The organism is Streptomyces sp. NBC_01477 (genome assembly GCF_036227245.1).
Classification (GTDB): domain Bacteria; phylum Actinomycetota; class Actinomycetes; order Streptomycetales; family Streptomycetaceae; genus Actinacidiphila.
In genome coordinates, this window is record NZ_CP109445.1 from 74,690 (window position 1) to 94,283 (window position 19,594).

General features: G+C 73.7%; 14 protein-coding genes. 4 read left to right on the top strand and 10 right to left on the bottom strand.

Going from position 1 to position 19,594, the window contains the following annotated elements:
- Positions 1 to 71: 71 nt before the first annotated feature.
- The 9 genes from ccrA to OHA86_RS00400 form a co-directional block, all read right to left on the bottom strand.
- Positions 72 to 1,397 carry a crotonyl-CoA carboxylase/reductase gene (ccrA, locus tag OHA86_RS00360; RefSeq protein ID WP_329171377.1) on the bottom strand — a complete coding sequence of 442 codons (1,326 nt, stop codon included), beginning with the start codon at positions 1,395 to 1,397 and terminating at the stop codon, positions 72 to 74.
- Positions 1,398 to 1,416: 19 nt separating this feature from the next.
- Positions 1,417 to 3,576: a condensation domain-containing protein gene (locus OHA86_RS00365; protein WP_329171378.1), complete on the bottom strand. Its 2,160-nt coding sequence runs from the start codon at positions 3,574 to 3,576 to the stop codon at positions 1,417 to 1,419.
- Entirely contained in the window at positions 3,573 to 5,162 is a 1,590-nt protein-coding gene (locus OHA86_RS00370; protein ID WP_329171380.1) for an AMP-binding protein, read from the bottom strand. Before OHA86_RS00370 ends, OHA86_RS00365 begins: the two co-directional genes overlap by 4 nt.
- On the bottom strand, positions 5,159 to 5,410 hold the full coding sequence (locus OHA86_RS00375) for an acyl carrier protein (RefSeq protein ID WP_329171381.1): 252 nt from the start codon (positions 5,408 to 5,410) through the stop codon (positions 5,159 to 5,161). Before OHA86_RS00375 ends, OHA86_RS00370 begins: the two co-directional genes overlap by 4 nt.
- Entirely contained in the window at positions 5,407 to 6,750 is a 1,344-nt protein-coding gene (locus OHA86_RS00380; protein ID WP_329171382.1) for a condensation domain-containing protein, read from the bottom strand. Before OHA86_RS00380 ends, OHA86_RS00375 begins: the two co-directional genes overlap by 4 nt.
- Entirely contained in the window at positions 6,740 to 8,497 is a 1,758-nt protein-coding gene (locus tag OHA86_RS00385) for an acyl-CoA dehydrogenase family protein (RefSeq protein WP_329171383.1), read from the bottom strand. The genes OHA86_RS00380 and OHA86_RS00385 overlap by 11 nt, the downstream gene beginning before the upstream one ends.
- 49 nt (positions 8,498 to 8,546) lie before the next feature.
- Entirely contained in the window at positions 8,547 to 9,212 is a 666-nt protein-coding gene (locus tag OHA86_RS00390; protein WP_329171384.1) for an FMN-binding negative transcriptional regulator, read from the bottom strand.
- Positions 9,213 to 9,305: 93 nt separating this feature from the next.
- A complete protein-coding gene (mce, locus tag OHA86_RS00395) occupies positions 9,306 to 9,737 on the bottom strand; it encodes a methylmalonyl-CoA epimerase (RefSeq protein ID WP_329171385.1) in 432 nt (143 codons plus the stop codon).
- A 9-nt stretch (positions 9,738 to 9,746) separates the two neighbouring features.
- On the bottom strand, positions 9,747 to 11,060 hold the full coding sequence (locus tag OHA86_RS00400) for a lysine N(6)-hydroxylase/L-ornithine N(5)-oxygenase family protein (RefSeq protein ID WP_329171386.1): 1,314 nt from the start codon (positions 11,058 to 11,060) through the stop codon (positions 9,747 to 9,749).
- A gap of 778 nt (positions 11,061 to 11,838) precedes the next feature.
- Here OHA86_RS00400 and OHA86_RS00405 point away from each other — a divergent pair.
- The gene (locus tag OHA86_RS00405) at positions 11,839 to 13,002 is read left to right on the top strand and encodes a diiron oxygenase (protein ID WP_329171387.1); all 1,164 of its coding nucleotides are present in this window, start codon (positions 11,839 to 11,841) and stop codon (positions 13,000 to 13,002) included.
- Here OHA86_RS00405 and def read toward each other — a convergent pair.
- Positions 12,983 to 13,597, bottom strand: a complete 615-nt coding sequence (gene def / locus OHA86_RS00410; protein WP_329182130.1) for a peptide deformylase — start codon at positions 13,595 to 13,597, stop codon at positions 12,983 to 12,985. The two genes, OHA86_RS00405 and def, sit on opposite strands and share 20 nt — an antisense overlap.
- A 175-nt stretch (positions 13,598 to 13,772) precedes the next feature.
- On the opposite strand from def, the gene OHA86_RS00415 reads away from it, so the two are divergent.
- The 3 genes from OHA86_RS00415 to OHA86_RS00430 all read left to right on the top strand — a co-directional run bounded on the left by OHA86_RS00415 (position 13,773) and on the right by OHA86_RS00430 (position 18,927).
- Entirely contained in the window at positions 13,773 to 14,429 is a 657-nt protein-coding gene (locus OHA86_RS00415; RefSeq protein ID WP_329171388.1) for a winged helix-turn-helix domain-containing protein, read from the top strand.
- 470 nt (positions 14,430 to 14,899) lie between these two features.
- On the top strand, positions 14,900 to 16,489 hold the full coding sequence (locus OHA86_RS00420; RefSeq protein WP_329171390.1) for an MFS transporter: 1,590 nt from the start codon (positions 14,900 to 14,902) through the stop codon (positions 16,487 to 16,489).
- Positions 16,490 to 17,541: 1,052 nt separating this feature from the next.
- Positions 17,542 to 18,927, top strand: a complete 1,386-nt coding sequence (locus OHA86_RS00430) for a hypothetical protein (protein WP_329171392.1) — start codon at positions 17,542 to 17,544, stop codon at positions 18,925 to 18,927.
- The last annotated feature ends 667 nt before the right edge of the window (positions 18,928 to 19,594 follow it).

The window sequence follows — 19,594 nt, forward strand, 5'->3', positions numbered from 1 at the left end:
GGCGGGGAACGGGTGCGGGGGGACGGGACGGGCGGTACGGGGTGCGGGGCGGGGCGCCGCGGACGGCGGGGTCAGTCCCGGTGCATCAGGGGGGCGATCTCGCGTTCCCCGACGCGCTCGCGCAGGGCGGGATCGGTGACGCCGAGGCCCGGCCGGTCCGCCAGGCACAGCACACCCACCTTGCCGATGTGCCGGTTGGCCTGTACGAGGCGGGCGGCCTCGCCGACCTCGGCGAGCGGGTACGTGACGGACAGCGCGGTCCTGATCGCTCCCAGGCCGATGAGCCGGTTGGTCTCCCACTGCTCCTGGAGGTTCGCGCCGTGGCTGCCGATGATGCGTTTGAGCCGCATCCACAGGTAGCGGTTGTCGAACTCGTGCCGGTAGCCCGTGCTGGAGCCGCAGGTGACCACGGTTCCGCCGCGGCGCACGACGAAGACCGACACGCCGAACGTGGCGCGGCCGACGTGCTCGAAGACGACGTGCGGGTCCTCGCCCACCTGGGAGCGGATGATCCTGCCGAGGCGTTTGCCGGCTTCCACGACCTCGGCGGGGGTGTCCCCGCCCAGGCCGATCTCCTGGCGGTCGATGACGACCTCGCAGCCGAGCCTGCGGGCCGCCTCGGCTTTCCGGGGGCCGCTGACCACGCCCACCGGGATGCCGCCGCCGTTGCGCACGAACTGTGCGGCGTAGACGCCCAGGCCGCCGGTGGCTCCCCAGATGAGGACGACGTCGCCCTGCTTGATGCGCGCACCGCGGTCACCGACCAGCATCCGGTAGGCCGTCGCGGCGCACAGCGGGTTCACCGCGGCTTCCTCCCACGTCAGGTGGGGTGCTTTGGGGAGGAGCTGGCTGGCTCGGGCGACGGCGTAGTGCGCGAGGCCGCCGAAGTTGGTCTCGAAGCCCCAGGCCCGCTGGTCGGAGCCGAGCATGCCGTCGCCGTGGGTCGCCGGTTCCTCCGCGTCGACGTAGGCGGTGGCCACGACGACGTGGTCGCCCGGGTGCCAGCGGCGGACCCCTGACCCGGTGCGGACCACGATGCCGGCGGCGTCCGATCCGAGGACGTGGTGGGGCAGGTCGTGGCGGGCCGACCAGGGGTCCTGGCGGGCGTAGTGCCGCAGGAACGCGAAGGTGGGCACCGGTTCGAAGATGGCCGACCAGACGGTGTTGTAGTTGATGCCGCTGGCCATGACGGCCACGACGACCTCGTCGGGGGCGATTTCGGGCATCGGGACCTCGCCGACGCGCAGTGACTTGCGTACGTCCTTGTCCGCGACGCCCTCGAACAGTCCGATGTCGTCGGCGCGCACGTGGGCGGCGGTGTAGTGCGCGGGCAGCGGCAGGGCCGCCAGTTCCTCGCCCGCCGCTCCGGCCAGGACCGCCTCGGTCATCGCTTCCATGTCGTGCTCCCCCTTCGGTTCACGGGTTGTCGCCGGGTGCGCGGACCGTGTCGATCCGCCCCGGCAGGGTGTGGCCGCCGATGTGCTCCCGCAGGTGGGCCCGCAGGGCCGCGGCCGGCAGCGCCGTCACGGCGACGGCGACGGCGACGGTGCCGCGGGGGGTGGCACGGGCCTCCACACGCGCGGCGTCCACCCCGGGGCAGGCGGCGAGCACCCGCTCGACGAGCGGCACGTCGATGAAGCCGCGGTGGCGCAGCCAGCGCTGCCCGTCGCGGCCCAGGTACTCCAGGCGGCCGTCCGGTGTGATCCGTCCGAGGTGGCCGGTGAGTGCCGGCGCCGCGGTGCCGGGCCCGGTGGTAACGGCGATCCGGCCGGGTACGCCGGCGGGCAGGGCGCGCCCGTCGGGTCCGTGCACGGTGGCCGTCCGGCCGGGTGCCGGGGTCAGCAGCGGCGGCCGGACCGGGTCGGCGCCGGGCAGGGCGGCCCAGCCGTGCACGGTGCCGTCGTCGATCCAGTGCGCGCCAAGGACGCGGCCGTCGCCGGCCCAGCGGGCGAGTGCGGCGGTCAGGCGCAGTTGGTCGAAGGGGACGACGAGTTCCCGGACGCCGGGCGCGGCGCGGGAGGCGGTGCCGGCGGCGGCCAGCGGTGCGCACAGCCGCCGCACGGGGGCGCCGTCGGGGGGCGGCCCGCCGGTGGTGAAGGCCGTGCCGCGCAGCCGGGCCAGGGCGGCCTCGACCGGCTGCGCGGCGTCCGGCGGCCCCTGCCACCAGGTGGGTCCTGCCGGTCCCGGGGCGGCCGGGAGGGCGGCCGCCGTGCTGCTCGCGGCGTCCTGCGGGCCGGCGGGGCGGGCGGGACCGCGTACCCGGGCGGCGGGGAGGACGAAGTCCCCTGCGCGGGCGGCGGGGTGGTGGGCGAGCCGGTGCAGTGCGCGGCGGAAGTGGTCGATGAAGGCGGTGGCCTGCTCGGGGCCGGTGTTCTCGGTCCGGTGGTCGAGCCGCACCGTGCAGTCGGGCCAGTCGGCGCGGATCTGGAGGGTGCGTTCGAAGGTGCTCGCGGTGTTCGGCGAGACGAAGTCCCAGTCGGCGGTGAGGCCGGGTATGTCCAGGTCGAGGTCGCGGGGCGCCCGGGGGAAGGACAGGCCGAGCTGGGTCAGGGCGGGCCGGGCGCAGGGGTCCGCAAGCGCCCTGGTCAAGTCCGGGAAGGGTATGTGGCGGCGGGTCCGCAGCCGTGCCACGGCGGCGGCGGCCTCGGCCATCAGGTCGTCGCCGGTGGCCGCCGGGTCCAGCGGCAGGTCGGTGGGGACCACGTTGATCTGGGCTCCGGCCACGTCCCGGGTCTCCGGCACGCTCACGTCGGCGGCGACAGCCAGGGGTACGTGGCGGTTGCCGTAGGCGGCGAGTTGGAGGCCGAGGGCGGCGACCAGGGCGGTGAACGTCGTGGCCCGGTGGCGGGCGGCCAGCGCCCGCAGCGCCTCGACGTCGGGCCGGGCGATCAGGACCTGGTCGCTGCACCGGACGCCCCCGCCGGAGGGGGCGGTGGTGCCGGGCAGCAGGAGCGGCTCGGCGCACGCGGGCAGCACCCGGGTCCAGTGCGACCGCGCGGCGGCCGTCGTGGCCGGGTCGGGGACCGCGGCGGCCGGGCGGGCCAGCGGCGCCGAGAGCGGTGGCGCGGTGCCCGAGCGCGCGGCGCGGAGCGCGGCGGTGAGGTCGCGGGCCACCAGGAACTTGCTGCGCCCGTCGAATCCGGCGTGGTGCAGCGACATCACGAGGGTGGCGCGGTCGCGGCCGTGGTCGAGGAGGGCGAAGCGGATCGGGCCGTCGGTGGCCAGGTCCCAGCCGCGGGTCTGCTCGGTCCGCTCCCACCAGGACCTCACCGCCCGGCGGGGGCCGCCGGGCGCGTCGGGCAGCGGCAGCGTGTCACGGCGGAAGGAGAGGGCCTGGGCCGCCGGCAGGACGAGCAGGCGGACGCCGGCGGGGGTGGCGCGCATGACGGACCTCAGGGGTTCGTGCCGGTGCAGGACCGCGAGGGCGGCGGTGCGCACGTGCCGTTCGTCCAGCGGCCCGGTGAACGCCACCGCGAGGTAGCCGCTGTTGCTGGCCGCGTCGGCGGTCTGCTCCTCGGTCCACAGGGCCAGCTGGGCCGCGGTCAGCGGCACGCCGGCCGTCGCGGGGGCCGTCACGGCCGCTCCCCGCGGCCGGGGCGCCGGGTGCGGCGGGCGGCGAGGTCGGCCGTGACCAGCGCGGTGACCGCGTCGCGGTCGATCTTCCCGCTGGGGGTGCGGGGCAGCCGGGGCAGGACCGTCAGGCCGAGCGGGACGAAGGCGGCCGGCAGCACCTGGGCCAGGGCGTGCAGCACCTCGCGTTCGTCCGGTGGCGCCGCGCCCTGGTCCAGGACGACGGCCGAGCGCAGGCTCCGGGCACCGGAGGGGTTGGTGACGGCGACGGTGACGGCCGCGTCGATGCCGGGGCGGCGCAGCAGGTGCGCGTCGACCTCCAGCGGATCGACGCGCAGGCCGCGGATCTTCACCTCGGTGTCGAGGCGGCCGAGGTAGTGCACCCGGCCGTCCTGGACGCGCACCAGGTCGCCGGTGCGGAACGCCCGGGTGTGGCCGCGCGGTGTCGGCGCGATGCCGGTGTAGCGGCGGGCGGTCAGTTCGGGGCGCTGGTGGTAGCCGTCGGACAGCGGCAGGCCGGTGACGAGGAGTTCGCCGGTCGCGGGGCCGTCGCCGGGCCGCGGGGCGACCACCACCTCGCAGCCCGGCAGGGGGACGCCGATCGGCGGCAGGTCGGGCCAGTCCTGCGGGGGGCCGGTCAGGATGTGCGAGGTGACCATGGCGGACTCGCTCTGCCCGTAGTGGTTGACCAGGCGGCAGTCCGGGAGGCGCGCGAACAGGGCGCGGATCTGGGGTGTGCACAGCATCTGCTCGCCCGCGGCGTTGACCTCGCGCAGGCGCAGGGCGCCGGGCAGCCGGACGGCTGCCACGGCCAGCATCTGGAGGGCGACGAACGGCAGGAACAACCGCTCGATGCGCTGGTGGGCCAGCCAGGTCAGGAGTTCGGCCGGTTCGCGGCGCAGCCGTTCGGGGACGATGACCACTGTTCCGGCGCCGCGCAGTGTGCCGAGGATCTCCTGGAAGCTGACGTCGAAGTTGAGCGGGGCGAACTGCGCGGTCCGCAGGTCGCCGCGGGGCGAGTGGCCGGCCTGCCACTCGACCATGGCGTCCAGGCAGCGGTGGGTGACGGACACGCCTTTGGGCCGGCCGGTCGATCCGGAGGTGTAGATGGTGTAGACGGCGCGGTCCGGGCGGCACTGCGGGGGCGGGGGGGCCGGGGCCGCGGTGCCGTGCGGGGGCGGTGCGGGGACCGGGCGGGACGGGACGCCGCCGGGCAGAGCGGTGGCGGCGCCGGTGTGGAGCACGAGTTTCGCGCCGCTGTCGTGGAGCATGTCGGCCAGGCGCTGGTGGGGGTACTCGGGGTCGAGCGGCAGGTAGGTCGCGCCGGCCAGGGCGCAGCCGAGCATCGCGGCGACGGTGCCGGCACGGCGCGGTCCTGTGACCGCGACGCGGTCGCCGGGGGCCAGGCCGAGGCGGGTGAGGGTCTCGGCGACGGCTCCGGCCCAGTGCAGCAGGGCGGTGTAGGAGACCTGCTGCTCCTCGTCGGCGACGGCGGTCCGGGCGGGGTGTTCCGCGGCGGCCTTGGCCAGGGCCTCCAGGAAGCAGGCGGGCTCGGCGGCGCCGCCCCACAAGGTGACCGGTGCCGTGGTCATCGTGCGACCGCGGCGAGGGCGTCGGCGAGTTCGCCGATGGTGGGGTGGTCGAAGATCAGGCGTACGGCCGTGTCGGTGCCGGTCTCGCGGGCGATGTCGGTCGCGATGGCGGTGGCGGTCATGGAGTCGCCGCCCAGGTCGAAGAAGTTCTCCTCGGGTGTGATGCCCTCGACGCCGAGTGCCGTCTGCCACAGGCGGGTCAGCAGGGGGATCAGCGGGGTCCTCGGGGTGCCGCTCGGCCCGGTCATGCGTCGTCCTCCTCGGGGTGGGCGCCGTCCTCGACGGCGGTCAGGGGCAGGCCGGGGTCGGCGGTCCAGCGGTCCGCGAGCGCGACGAACAGGTCGGCCAGGGCGTCGGCGGCGTCCGCCTCGAACAGGTCGGCGGAGACCAGGAAGGTGCCGTCCCAGGCGTCGCCGCGCTGCTGGACGTGCAGTTCCACCTCGAAGCGGGTGGCCACGGGGTGGACGGGCCGCTCGGTGACGTCCAGGCCGGGCAGCCGGGGCGTGCGGGGTGCCGGGTGCAGGTCGAAGGCGGCCCGTACCAGGCCGGTGCCCGGTCCGCTGGTGCGGGCGGCGGCCACGGCCTGCTGGTAGGGCAGCGGGTGTTCGGCGGCGCCGAGCACCGCTTCGCGGGTGCGGGCCAGCAGGTCCGGCAGGGTGTCGTGCGGGGCGCAGGCGACGCGGGCCGGCGCGAGGTTGACGAGGAAGCCGACGAGGCGGCGGTGTTCGGGGGCGGCGCGCTCGGCGACCGGGATTGCGACGACGACGTCGCGGGCGGCGGCGCAGGAGCACAGCAGGGCGGCGAAGAGCGCCAGGGTCGCCATGAAAGGGGAGCAGCGCTCCTGCCGGGCCAGTGCCGCCAGGCGTGCGCGGGCCGGATCCGGGACGCGGAAGGTCCGGGCGTGGGCGCGCCCGCTGCCGCGGCCGGCCGGTGCGAAGTCGTGGGGCAGGGCGGGCGCGGCGCCGGCGCCGGCCAGTGCGGCGGTCCAGTAGGCGAGGGCGCCGTCGGCCTGCCGTGTGCCGGCGGTGCGGCGGGCGAAGTCCAGGAAGCTCGGCGCGGGAGGGAGTTGCGGGGGTGCGCCGTGGTGGAAGGCGGTGTAGGCGGTGGCGAGTTCGTCGAACAGCAGGCGCATGGAGACGCCGTCGAAGGCGATGTGGTGGACGGTCAGCAGCAGGACGTGCTCGGACGCGCCGGTGCGCAGCAGGTCCCAGCGCAGGACGGGGCCGGTCTCCAGGTCGAACGGGCGGTGCCGGATCTGCCTGATCCACTCGTCGGGGCCGCCGGGGTGGTCCCCGGCGGTGTGCAGGACGTCCGGGACGGTGGGCAGCGCCCGCTGCCGGGGCCCGTCGGCGGTGCCCCGGTAGACGGTACGCAGGATGTCGTGGCGTTCGGTGAGCAGGTGGAGGGTGCGGCGCAGTGCCGGGATGTCGGGCGGCCCGTGCAGTGCCAGGGCCCGCTGGACGACGTGGCCGGGGTGCCCCGGGTGCAGCCGCTCGCCGAACCACAGGCGGGCCTGGTTCGGTGTCAGGGGTGCGGCGTCCCGGGATGCCGGGGCGGGCAGGGCGGCGGTGCGGTGGTCAGCGGTCACCGTCGTCCTCCTGGCCTGCGGCGCGGTCGGCCGCCAGGTCGTCGTACCGGTCGCCGGCCAGGAGCGCGTCGCTGACGGCCCTGTGGTCGGGTTCGCCGCCGCCGACGATGCGCTCCAGGCGTGCCCAGCCGTCGGCGAGCCGCTGGGTGGCCGCCGTGCAGTGGATGTCGGCGAGGTCCTGGCGGTCGAGGCCGGCGTCGGCGTCGCGGGCGGCGCGGCCCAGGGTGAGGACCATGGCGGTCAGTTCCTCGACGGCGGCACCGATGATCACCTGGATGCGGTCGCGGGCGATGAGGTCGGGGTAGCGGGGGTGGTCGGCGGCCAGGCGGCGGCAGGTGCGGTGCAGGCGGCGGGCCTCTTCGCCGGCCGCGGCCAGGTGGCCGCGGTTGCGCGGTGACAGGCGGGAGTCGTCGGCGGGCGCCGCGGGCGGGGCCTCGGGGACGGGACGGGGGTAGAAATAGGTGAAGGAGAAGTTGCCCAGCCGGCTGCTGAGCAGGGATTCGACGCCGCCGGCGATGCGCAGCCCGCGGGCGTCGCGCAGCAGTTGCTCCATCGGTGCCGGGTCGGCGCCGCGGGCCGCCTTGCTGCGGGCGGTCTCGTAGCCCTCTCCGGCCAGCAGGGTGGTGGTGCGCTCGGCGCAGTTCCAGGCGAGGAGCGAGGTGATGTTCTTGGCCGCGAACTGCTCCAGCACGGCGTTGGCGCCCAGTGGGGCGTCCTCGGCGCGGGCGGCCCACTCGGCGACCGCCTCCATGGCGTAGACGTCGGCGAGGTCGGCGGCGACGACGCGCTGGATCTCGTCGTACCCGGCGAGCGGCCTGCCGTCGACGGTACGGCGCGGGACGAACTGCCGGGCGTGGCGCAGGCAGGCGCGGCCGATGGCCAGGCCGGGGGCGGCCACGACGAACAGCCGGCCGAGGGCGAGGGGGAAGACCTGCCGTCCGGCGTTCCAGGCGGCGGGGTCCTCCTCGGCGAGGACCCGCTCGCGGGGGACGCGGACGTCGGTGAGCGTGAGGGTGGCGTTGGGGCTGCCGGCCAGTCCCATGAACCGCTGCCGGTCGCCGACGGCGAAGCCGGGTGAGGAGGTGTCGACGAAGAAGATCCGGGTGCGCCGGACACCGCCTTGTTCGACGGCGGCGGTGACCGCGAGCAGATCGGCCAGGGGGCCGTTGCCGATGAAGACCTTCCGGGCGTTGAGCAGGTAGCCGCTGCCGTCCTCGGTGGGCCGGGCGTCGGCGGCACGGGCCCAGTTGGCGGCGCCGCCCGGCTCGGTGTCGGCAGCGCCGGTGAGCGCCCCGGCCGCCAGCCGCCCGCGCAGGAAGTCCAGGGTGGGGCCCGGTGCCAGGACGGGCAGGTAGGGGACCGCGCCGAGGCCGTTGTGGTAGGCGAGCAGCAGGCCGGCTCCGGTGCACGCGCCGGCGGCCGCCTCGATGACCCGCAGGACGCCCCACGCCGTCAGTCCCCGGCCGCCGACACCGGGGTCGGCGGCCAGGTGCAGCAGCCGCCGGCCGCGCAGGTGGTCGACCAGGCCGTCGGGGAGGTCGCCGGTGTCCTCGACAATCTGCGCGGTCTTGGTCTCGCGCAGGGCGGCGGCCATCTCGCGGGCGGCCAGGTCGGCGCGGCGCGTGTCCTCCGCGGCGGGCGCGCGAAGGCTCGTGACAAGGTCGAACGGCACCGTCCCGGTGAGCAGTTCCTCGATCAGGCTGCGCCTGCCGGGATCGCTCATGGGGTTGCGGGGTGCTGTGCTCATGGCTGGGTCTCCGTCGTCGGGGCAGGGCGGCGGGCGGGTGCCGGCGGGGTCAGGTGGCGGTCGGGGTGCCGGAGGGGGTGCCGAGTCCGATGCCGCGCATCAGCCGGGCCAGCTGCCGGCCGCTCCGCTCGTCGTCGGCCTCGAAGCGCCGGATGACGCGCTCCTGGACGTCCGGCGTCTTCTCCTGGCTCAGCTTGAAGATGGCGTCGACGTGGGTGACCCGGAAGTGGAAGGCGCCGACCCCGGGGGCGATCTGCCGGAAGTAGTCGAGGGACTCGGCCAGGTCCCACTTGTCGCCGAACGCTTCCTCCAGCGTCCTGACGGTGTGGCTGACGATGTCCAGCGTCTCCTGCGGGTCCTGCACCGGGTGCACCGTGCCGTGCAGGTGGACGGAGGTGAAGTCCCAGGTGGGGGCGGCGGGGGTGGTGCGGTAGAGGGTGGGGGTGACGTATCCGCAGGGGCCGTCGAACATCAGGCGGGCGGCGAGACCGTCGGTCAGCGACTTCCAGTGCGGGTTGCCGCGGTCCATGTGCCCGAGCAGGCCGCAGCCGGTCAGCGGGCCGTCCGCGGGGGCGCCGGGCGGCAGGACGACGGGGACGTGGGTGGCGTGCGGGGCGGGGACGGCGTTGGAGATCATGACGGCCAGCGGGTGGCCCAGCACGAGGTCGCGGGACCAGGCCTCGTCCGCCGGCTGGTAGAGGGCGGGGACGTGCATGTGTACTCCTTCGGGCGTCGGAAGGCCCCGTGCGGGGGTGCCACGGGCCGCGGGCGGGGGCGGGGGCGGTTCGAGCGGACCGCCGGGGGCGGTTCAGGCGGGCGGGCGGGGCATCTCGACGAGTTCGGTGAGCACGCCGTGGCAGTCGCGGGGGTGCAGGAACGTCACGGCGGTGCCGCGCGATCCGGTGCGGGGCGGGTCGAAGAGCGCGGCCGGCCCGCCGGGCGGCAGCCCGAGGATGGCGGCCCGGACGTCCGCGGTACCGAAGGCGAGGTGGTGGACGCCCTCGCCGTGGCGCGCGAGCCATGCCGAGACGGCCGAGTCCTCGCGCACCGGCGCGATGAGCTGGAGGCAGGTCTCGTGACCGTCGTCGGTGCCGTTGACCCGCATCAGCACCTCGCGGATGCCCTGGCTCTCGATCACCTCCCGGTGCACGGCGTCGAACCCGAACACCGAGCGGTAGAAAGCAGCGGTGGCCTCCAGGTCGTGGCAGACGATCCCGACGTGGTCCAGGCGTGTGAACATCCCGTCTCCTCAGGCGGCGGCGTCGGCGTCGCGCTGGGCGACGATGGACGAGAGGATCTCCCCGGCCCGCACGGCTGTGGTCGACAGCAGGCTGGAGGTGATGCCGTGCGAGTACTCGGTCGCGCCGCCCTGCACGTAGATGCCGCAGTGCAGCGTCTCCTCACCGGACACCCGGTAGTTCCGGGCGACCTCCAGCCGGCCGGCCTCGTCCTGTTTGCAGCGCGAGGCGGTCGAGCCCAGCAGGCCGAGGGGGTCGCAGGGGCGGTAGCCGGTCGCGCAGACGACCACGTCGGCCGCGACGGTCTCCCGCCGGCCGGTGGGGGTGAACTCCAGGTCCACCGCGAGGGCGTCCGGCCCGGGGCTGACGCAGTGCAGCCGGGTGGCGTTGCGGACGTGGAGGCGTTCGCGCCCGGTGACCATCTCCAGGTAACCGCGCCGGTAGAGGTCGTCGATGAGATCGACGTCCACCACCGAGTAGTTGGTGTTCCCGTGGTACCGCAGGAACGCCTCCTTGAGCTGCGGCGGCGACCCGAAGTGGTGGTCGACGGCCTCGGGGTCGAAGATGCGGTTGGTGTAGGCGCTGTCGTCGGCGGCGCTGTAGCCGTAGCGGGAGAAGACCGCGTGCACGTGCGCGTCGGGGAAGACGCTGTGGAGGTGGGCGACGACCTCGGCGGCGCTCTGTCCCGCGCCGAGCACCACGAAGGCGGAGGGCCGTCTGCGGAGCCGGCCGATCTCGCCGAGCAGCCGGCTGCTGTGCCAGATGCGGTCGTCGTCGGGCAGCCCCTCGGGCAGCACGGGTTCGATGCCGGTGGCGATGACGACGTTGCGGGTGCGCTGCCGCAGGGTCCGCCCGTCGGCGCGGCGGACGACGACGTCGAGGCGGTCGGTGCCGCCGGGGCCGCCGACCGGCTCGATGTCGAGGACTTCGCAGCCGTAGTCGACCAGGTGGGCGCACTGTTCGGCGACCCATTCGAGGTAGTCGTGGAACTCGACGCGCAGCGGGAAGAACGACTTGGCGTTGATGAAGTGCGCGAGCCGCCCCCTGCTGTGCAGGTAGGAGAGGTAGCCGTAGGAGCTGACCGGGTTGCGCATGGTCACGAGGTCCTTGAGGAAGGACACCTGCATCGAGGCGCCCTCGATCAGCATCCCGCGGTGCCAGCCGAAGGCCGGCTGGCGCTCGAAGAACCGCGCGGTGACGGCCTGTCCGGGCGGTGCGGTCTGGTTGTGCTCCTCGACGGCCACGGCGAACGCCAGGTTGGAGGGGCCGAAACCGATCCCCGTGACGTCGACCGTCTGGTTCTCGCCGTTGTGTCCGCCCAGCACCTGAAAGTCTCCTCGCACGTGTGTGATCAGCAGTCCGTAAAGCCACGCGGGCGGAATCGGGGAGCAGGCGCGGTCCGGCGATTCCGAACTAAGTGGATCAGCGGGGGCCATCGCCCGGAAATGCCTTCGCATTCGAGTACGCGACCGGATGGCACCCGCCGGAGCATGATTCCGATCTTCCGCGGCGGAAGAGACGGCTTCCCTTGGTTTCACGTTGAACAGAATCACCCGGACGGATTGATCAATTACCGTCCATCAACCGCCGGGTACCGGATGCCTCCGGGCGAGACAGAGACTATCATGATCATTTTCTGCCAGGGACGGAATTTTCGGACAACACATCTGGCCTGAACCGCCCGCAGAGCACCTTTGATCAATTCCGCGCCGAGGCCGGCAGTGCGGCGTAATACCAGGTGGAAGCCGGTCCGGCGCATCCGCACCGCTGGGCATTGCTTTCCACGGAATACACCGGTAGTCATCCGCCGGACAGCGACAAGAACGCGGCCCGATGAATGACAAGATCCATTCTCACGCAGTCCGGATCAATGGGTCTAGTTTCGATCGCCCGCGTGCTACGGTTTCGATCGGCCGGGCCGGCGCCCGCTTTGAGGGCGCCCCGGCCGGCGAGTGGTATCGAATTGAACGAATCGGCGCGAGACTCCCCGGCCCGATCGGCGAAGATCCCGGACGGGACCGCGCGCGCCGCGCCGTTGCGCGGGCATGCGCGGCAGGCCGTATTCACCGTTCCACGGGCACGGATTACTTCGGAGGAAACCCCATGTGCGGCGTCGTCGGCCTATTTCAGGGCTGCCCGGCAGTCAGTTTCTGCCCCGCGCGGCTGCGCCCGGACCGCACCGACCGCGCGCAGGACCCGGACCCGGACGCGGGCACGTCCGCTCCGGCGCCGGCTCCCGGGGCGGGGGACGGCGGCGCGGCCGGGGAAGAGCCGTACCGCAGCCCGTTCCGCACCTGGTACGAGCGGGCGAGCGTGCGCCAGGCGCCGCGCCGGCTGGTCACCGCCGCGGACGGCGGCGTGGCGACGTTCTTCCCCCCCGCGCTCGTACCGCTCGCCTCGCACCGGCTGGTCCGCGATCTCGGTCCGGCCGCCTACGAACAGGTCCTCGTCCAGCACCTGTACCGGTACCTGGACTTCACCGCGAAACTGGAATACCTCGTGGTCAACCGCACCGCGCTGGGCATCGCGCACGGATCGGTCGACCTGGGGCTGCCGCGGGAGATGCGGCTGGACGCGCTGAAGATCTACTGCGACGAGGCCTACCACACGCTGATGACCGTCGACCTGCTCGAACAGATCACCGACCGCACCCGGATCGCCCCGCGCCTACCGGAGGAGCCCTACTTCCTGCGGCGGCTCGCAGCGATCCAGGAATCCACCGAACCGGAACTGCGCCCGCTGGTGGAACTGCTCTTCGTCATCGTCTCCGAGACGCTGATCACCGGGAGCCTGTCCGCGATCCCCCGCGACCAGGAACTCCTGCCGCAGATCCGCGACACCATCCAGGACCACGCCTCCGACGAGGGCCGCCACCACGCCTACTTCGCCCTGTTCGCGCGCCATCTGTGGGGCGCCCTCGACACCCGCACCCGGCGCTGGGCGGCCCTGCGCCTGCCCGGCCTCATCCACACCTTCCTCGACCCCGACCTGGACTCCATGCGCGAGGAACTGCTGGGCTACGGGATGCCGAAGGACTCCGTCGAGCAGGTGCTCGCCGAGGTCTTCACCTCCGCCGGCGTCCAGGCCTACGCCCGGTCCTCGGCCGAGACGACCGTGCGGCACTTCGCCGCCCTGGGCGTCCTGGAGGACCCCGAGGCGCGCGAGGCGTTCGACCGGCAGGGGCTGCTGCCGCCCGCCGGCCCGGCCCGCGCGTCCTCCGCGCCGGCTCCGGACCCGGCGGACCCGGTCACCCGCCGAGCGCCGTAGCGCGCTCCTCACGGCGGGCGAAGACCGCCTCGCGGCGCTCCTCCATCTGCCGCATCACCGCCCGGCGCTGACGGGACGACAGCCGGTCGACGTACAGCATGCCGTTGAGGTGGTCGGTCTCGTGCTGGAGGCAGCGGGCGAAGTAGCCGGTGCCCTCCACCACCAGCGGACGGCCGTCGGCGTCGCTGCCGCGGACGACCGCGCGGGCGGCGCGGGCCAGGCAGTGGCGGGCGCCCGGGACCGACAGGCAGCCCTCGTCCTCCTCGATCAGGCGCCGCCGCCCGTCGTCCGGCTCCGGGTCGAGCACGGGGTTGCAGATGTGACCCACGTGCCGGACACCCTCGTCGTCCAGGCAGTCGTAGACGAACAGGCGCAGGTCCACACCGACCTGGTTGGCCGCCAGCCCGGCGCCCTCGGCGATGTGGTTGGTGAGGAACATGTCGTGGACGAGCCGGCGGAGCTGCTCCGTGCCGAACTCCGCGACCGGCGCGCACGGGCGGTGCAGGACCTCCTCGCCGACGACCGTCACCCGCCGGAAGGAACCCCGGAGATCCTCCTCGGTGAGAACCGGGTGGGACGCGACGGGCACGCCCATCAGGACGACCCGCCCCTCGGACCCGGCCCTGGCGGCGCCGACTGATGTGGACACGGACATGGTGCTCCCCCCGCTGAGGACACAGCAGCGACACGGCAAGGACAGTGACCCAGAGCAACGGATGGTCACTCTGGGCGACTTGACATGATACTTTGCAAAGGAACACGATGACAAGATGAGCCACGACCGGGCCGACGACCCCCAACCGCAGCAGGGCGCCCGTCCGGCCGGACTCGTCGAACACCACGTCAGGACCGCGCTGGTGCAACTGCTCCGGCAGGTCGGGGCGGTGACGGCCAACGAAGCGGCCCGCAGGCTCGGGTGCAGTTCGGGACTGTGCTCGTTCCACCTGCGCCAGCTGGCCCGCGCAGGCGTGGTGGAGCCGGCGCCCGGCTCGGGCCGCGCGAAACCCTGGCGCCTGGTGCCCGGCGCGTCGGACGCCTTCCCCGAAGCTCCGCCCGTACCGCCCCCGGCCGCCGCACCGGACCCGGGGCCGGCACGGGCCGAGCAGGACCCGGGGACCGGCCCGGAGAACTTCGCCTGTTTCACCTACGGCCTCGAAGACGAGAGTTTCCGCCGCTGGCTCGAACTGCGCGACAGCGCGCCGGCCGCGTGGAACGGGCACGACCAGGCGTTCAGCACCGTCGCCTACCTGGCCCCGGCCGAACTCGACGAGATCGCGACGGCACTGCGGGACATGCTGCGCCGCTACCAGGACCGCGAGTGGCTGCCGGACACCCGGCCCGCCGACGCCGCACCGGTCGCGGTCATCAGCCGCCTCTTCCCGATCCTGCCCACGGCCCCCGGCGAGGAGAGCCCGCCCGGCCGCTGACCCCCCCGGGGGGGCCGCCGGCCGGCCGCCCGGCGGCGCCCCGTCCTGTCCCGCCCGTCCCGTCACCTCCGTCGCGTCACCGCCCGCACCGGCGCGCACCCCGTACCGCCGCCGCGACCGTGCACGCGCAGACGCCCGGGACGACGGCCAACCGCCGCGGCGGGGGCCGCCGGGCCGCCCCCGGCGCGTGCGGCAGGCAGGTCCGGGCGCGGGCCCCGGCGGCGTCCGAGGCTGCCGCCCCCGGGCGCGAGAGGGCGGGGAAGGGGCGATTGACGGGCCGTCAGGGGTATTGCATACTTTGCAAAGTTTCGGGTCCGGCCGCCCTCCGCGCGGGTCTCGCGGCCGGGACCCGCGGCCTTCCACCGCCTTCCACCGCCGGGCGCCGCCCTGCCACCGCCGGGCCGACGACGGCCCGCGAGCCGGAGCAGGGCCGTCCCGCCGTACGGGCGTCCGCCGCCGAAAGGAACTCCATGTCCGCAACCGACGTCCCCGGGGCAGACGCCCCCGCCCCGGCTCCGGCCCCGCCCGTGGCCGCCGCGCTGGCCCTGTTCGGCGCGGCCTTCCTGGCCATGCTCGACCTGTCGATCAGCGTGGTGGCGCTGCCGGCCATCCGTGAGGACCTGCACGCCTCTCTGTCGGGCCTGCAGTGGACCGTCGACGGTTACACCCTGTGCTTCGCGAGCCTGCTGCTGGCCGGGGGGCTGCTGTCGGACCGCCTCGGCCACCGAACGGGGCTGCTGGCCAGCCTCGCGCTGTTCGTCGCGGGCTCCGTGGCGAGCATGCTGGCCGGCGACGTGGGAGTCCTCATCGCCGGCCGCGCCATGCAGGGCACCGCGGCCGCGATCCTCGTCCCGGCCAGCATGGCGCTGATCGCCAACCTCTACCCCGACGTCAAGCAGCGCGCCAAGATGCTCGGCATCTGGAGCGCGCTGTCCGGCATCGCGATCGCCCTCGGCCCGGCGCTGGGCGGCGTCCTGGTGGGCCAGATCGACTGGCGGGCCATCTTCGCCCTGAACATCGTGCTCGGCGTGGCCGCGGGCACGCTGGCGCTCGCCGCGATCCCCAAGGCGCCCGCCCACGCCGCGGCCCGGCTGGACGCGGCCGGCCTGCTGCTCGGCATCGTGTGGACGTTCTCGCTGGCCTTCGCCGTGATCGAGGCGAGCCCGCGCGGCTGGTCCTCGCCCTGGGTCGTCGGTGCGTTCGTCGTGGCCGCCGCCGGCCTCGGCTCGTTCCTGCTGGTCGAGAGCCGCCGCGAGAACGCCATGCTGCCGATCGGGCTGTTCCGCTCCGGCGGCTTCACCACAGCCGGCCTGGTCGCCTTCGCTCTCGGCTTCTCCCTGTCGACAGCCTTCTACCTGCTCTCGCTGCACCTCCAGCAGGTCCTGGGCTACTCACCCGTCAAGGCCGGGCTCGGCTTCCTCCCGGCCGCCCTGGCGATGATCGCCACCGCGGGACTCGGCGGCAAACTCGCCGAGAAGTACGGCCCGCGGCCGGTCACCCTGGCCGGCGTACTCGTCGGCGCCGCCGGCCTGTTCAGCATGGCGAGTGTCGGCCCGGGAACCGGCTTCTGGACGATCGCCTGGATGCTGGTGCTCATCGGCGCCGGCCTGGGCATCTCCCTCCCGCCGAACAACAACGTCGCCCTCGGCTCGGTGGGACCCGAGCGCGCCGGGATCGCCTCGGGCACCGTGGAGACGCTGATGCAGTTCGGCACCGTCGTCGGCATCGCCGTCCTCGGCCTCGTCCAGGCCACCTCCTTCCGCAGCTCGCTCCGGCACGCACTCGGCCGGCACGCGCTCTCCCCCGAGGCGGCCGGCCGGATCACCGACGCGGTCACCTCCGGACACACCCCCGACACCCCCGGAATGTCCCACGACACCCTCTCCCGCCTGGTGGCCGCCTCCTTCTCCCACGGACTCGACCTCGCCTGGGCCGTCTCCGGGGCGCTCGCCGTCGCCACCGTTCTGGCGGCCCTGCTGATCCGGCCCGCCCGGACCCAGCCGAAGACCGGCACCACCACCCCCGCAACCGCCGACAGCGTCGGCGCGGAAACAGGCTGACGCAACAGAACCGCCGGCACCGGTGCCGGCGCGGAAGCGGACCGGTCGGCACCGGTCGGCGCGAAGCAGGCCGAAACGCCGCACGACTGCGGGAAGGGCAGCTTCTGGAACCGGACATCCGCGGCTGGGTCAACGAGTGGAACAAGAACCCCAAGCCGTTCGTCCGGACGAAGACCGCCGACGACATCCTGGACACCCTTGCCGCGTACTGCACACGAATGAGCGACTCAGGACACTGGGCGCCGAGATGACAGGCGACCGGGGCTGACCGGGCGGGGAACTCCTCCCGCGTCCGAGAAGGGCCTGCCGTCCTGCTCCGGCCAGGAGACTGCGGCGGCAAGCCCTTGCCATGACATCGGCGCAGGTTCCATACGCTCCCGCCGACCAGTCCTGAGACCCGGAAATGGTGCGCGTGTACGGCCAATGGCTATGGCGGCGTCAGCCGATGAAGGGGCCTTGCAGCGGCCGGGATCGCTGCGCGGGGCTGGGATCCCGACGATGCCCGTAGTCTCGAATGTCGGCGGAGAGATTTTCCTGGGAGCGTCTGCAGATCACGGCAAGATCGATTCTCTGAGCGGTATGGGAGAGGAGGGTCTCCCGGCCTCCAGGGTCCCGAGGAAGACTGAACCCCCGGCCCCCGACGTCCGCAGTGTGGTGACAACCGCCCGGGCCTCCTTACGCGGCCTCCTTCCAACGGAAGGAACCACGGCCGGTCCCGGAGTCGGGTCTCCGCGCTTTCGCGGCGCGCTGCGGGGTCGTACAGGACGGTGTGGGTGCTGCTGTGTGGCGGGGCTCGCCGCTGGGACGTCGCCGCGCGGGCGGCTGGCGGTCACCGCCGGGTGCTCTCTGAGCTGCTTGACCAGGGCCCGCATACGCGCGCGTCCGGACGCCGCGGTGCCGAGCCCGTGAACGCCTTCTGCACCGCAGTGTCCAGGCCGTCCCCGAACATGCTCATCACCTGCAGACGAGGTGACTTCCACGCTCCTGTCGTGGGATTCTTTTCTTCAGCAGGTGTCTTCATCTGTTCATAGACAGCTTCTGGGAATGACGCCATGGCGCGGTATCAGCCCAACAAGCGTTTGAGCGCGCTGCTCGCCGAGTCCGGCTGGAGTGCTGCCGATCTGGCCCGTGCGGTCAACCTCCTCGCCGGGAAACAGGGTTTGACGTTCCGTTATGACCGCACGTCGGTTGCTCATTGGCTTTCCGGCTCCCGGCCGCGCTCTCCGGTTCCGGACCTGGTCGCGGCAGCGTTCAGCAACCGGACCGGCCGCCCGGTCACCGCCGGGGAAACCGGGCTGGAGAGACCGGCTGCGGTCCCCTTCATGCGTATCGAACCGGGTGATGCCGACGCTGTCCTGCGTCTCACGGCTCTGCTGCGGGCCGATGTCGATCCGGCTCATCGCGTGGGGCTCGCAGCCGCCGCCTATCAGCAGACAGCTGTTCCGCAACCGATCTGGAGACCGGCTTTGTTCACGGTACCGGCGGCCCTCGACCGCGGTCGGGCCACCGAGCGGGCCGAGGTGCAGACACTGGAGGAGATGGCCATGCTTTTTGCCGGCCTGGCCGACCGGCACGGGGGGTTACATGCCCGCTCCGCACTGGCCCTCTACCTCGCTGACGACGTCGGCCGGGTACTGTCGCGACAGGCCTCCCCACCGGTACGCCGCCAACTGCACTCAGGGACGGCGCAACTCGTCCACGTGCTGGCCGTCATGACAGCGGACGCCGGATACGCGAGCTTGTCCCAGTACTACTTCCACGCCGCCCTCAGTCTGGCCTACGACGCGGGCGACCGACGCGTCTACTCGATTACCCTGCGCGCGATGAGCGTCCAGGCCCTGCGCCTCGGATTCCGGCGGCAGGCCCTGCATTTCGCGGAGGTGGCGATGAATGTCGCCGGGCCGGACGTGGAGCCCGCCACCCAGGCTTTCCTCCTCAGCCAGCGTGCCCTTGCCCGGGCCCACCACCGACAGGACCGGGCGGCTCGGGACGATCTCGACGCGGCGCAGGCACAGCATGCCCTGGCCACAGGTCCGCCAGGCCCCTTCACGATGTACGCGGCGGCAGGCCTCCACTACCAGGCCGCACGGACCCTCCTCGTCCTCGGCCGGGCGCATGAGGCGATCCACGGCTGGGAGATCTCCCTGTGCGAACGCACCCCGGACCAGCGCAGAACCTCCGCGCTCACGCTGGCCGCTCTCGCCGACACGGAACTCGGCATCGGCCATCTGGAGGCCGCCTGCCAGCACTGGAGTATCTTCCTCGACCTGTACCCCTATCTGCACTCGGTCCGGGCCCGCCAGGCCCTCGTCTCGCTGCGCCGGGGCCTGCGGATCCATCATCGTCAGCCCCAGGCCGCCGCCATCCTGGAGCGCGCCCGCGCGGCGCTCCTGGACCCTTCCGCCCGGCCTCTGCGCAAGTGGCCGGCCAACCCCTGAACGACGCTGCCACGCGATCGCGCCACAGCCAGCACTCGCCACCTCCTGGTACCCCGCCCCGCCCTGACGGCCACGATGTCCGGCGTCCTCCGAGCGGGGCGACGAGGCAGCGGCAGCGGACCGTCCAAGGCTCTGGAACTCCAGCCCGGCCGGGCGGTTGAGGCTGCCTCGTTCCCCTGTCTTCACGAGATCGCACGAGCCCGGACGCTACCGACCTGGATGTGTGACACGGCCTGGCCGCTCGACCCGCCGTCCGCGTCACCTCTTCACCCTCCTGGGACCTCCTCCCCGGCGCCGGCGGGCAGAGGACGATCGACGTCCGGTCCTTCGCAAGGGCGCAAGCGTTCTACACGTGCACGGTTCGGAACTCGTGCACCGCTTTCGCAGGCAGCTGCGCGGTAACAAGGATGGGCACAGGCGAACAGGCACTGCGGGCGGGTTCGCGGGGATAAGGTCCGTTGTCCCGCCCGCGGGCCTCCGCGCGCCGGTCCTGCTGAGGCGGGCCGCACAGGGCTCCGCGGGCCCCTGCGCCCGCCCCACGCTGCCGGGCGAAGCCGGGAGCCGCGGGTTCGTTCCTCAACTGTGTGCGGGTCCGGTGCGGGAGTGCCAGGGCTCAGGCATGGGCGGGTGCACCGCCGCTCGGGGCCCGCTGATTCGGATTCACTCA